Source organism: Neptunomonas antarctica (genome assembly GCF_001305295.1).
GTDB lineage: Bacteria > Pseudomonadota > Gammaproteobacteria > Pseudomonadales > Balneatricaceae > Neptunomonas > Neptunomonas antarctica.
Genome location: NZ_LJSI01000006.1, coordinates 1 through 928, shown reverse-complemented (window position 1 = coordinate 928; position 928 = coordinate 1). Strand labels below are relative to the sequence as shown.

The 928-nt window shown below is 53.8% G+C and carries 1 protein-coding gene; it reads left to right on the top strand.

Annotated features, from left to right (window positions below; translation table 11 throughout):
• On the top strand, positions 1 to 928 hold a 928-nt coding region (locus Nant_RS00030; protein ID WP_156298812.1), incomplete at both ends, for a hypothetical protein.

Below are 928 nucleotides of genomic sequence, written 5' to 3'. Positions count from 1 at the left end.
GAACTCTACGCCGCCAACAACCTTGATGTCACAGCGGCTAGCCTGAGTGATGTTTCTACGACAGATAAAGCCCGTTTTGCCGGAGCAGATAACACACTTGTGGTGTCGGGAGAAGCGAGCATTGATGGCAGTGTATGGGGTGCAGATAACGCCTTATCCGGCACGTTTGACAGTCTTTCGGTGGGGGCTAATGGGGCGACGATCCATGCAGGAACGACAGTAGACCTGAGTACGACGAACGACCTTACACTGGCGAACGCCGCAGTACGTTCGACGGGTGATATGACCCTGGCGGCGAGCGCAGGTACCATCAGCACCACGTCAGGTACAGGTCAAGGTATTCAGACGACTAACGGAAATCTGAGTCTGACCGCCGGTAATGGCCTGAATAACGCGGGAACCATTACCGCTGATACCGGCAGCGTCACGGCGCGTGTTGATGGAACGCTTAACAACAGCGGTACTTTGCATGCCAAAACGACAGTAGATATCGCGGATAAAGCCAATAGCAGCACAGAGAATATTCTTAACAGTGGCACCTTGATTGCTGATGGTAGCCTTGTTGCCAAAGCCGCCAGTTTTACCAATCAGGCCGGTGCAACGGTTCAGGGCACGACAGGCACCACCGTCACCGCAACAGCGCTCATTAACGACGGTACCTTCATTGCGTCAGATACCGCCGGTCAATCCGGTAATTTCACACTCTCCTCACTCAGTAACAGTGGTACTTTACAGTCCAAAGAAGACCTGGGGTTCAATGTCACCGGTACGCTTGCAAATACCGGTAAGCTGCTGGCCACCCATGATTTGTCTGTTAATGCAGCGACATCGGCACTGGCGATCAGTAATACCAACCCCGGGGTTATTCAGGCGGGCAATGCGCTGACGATCAGCGGCGCGAATGCCACGTTCAACACGCAATCGGGTA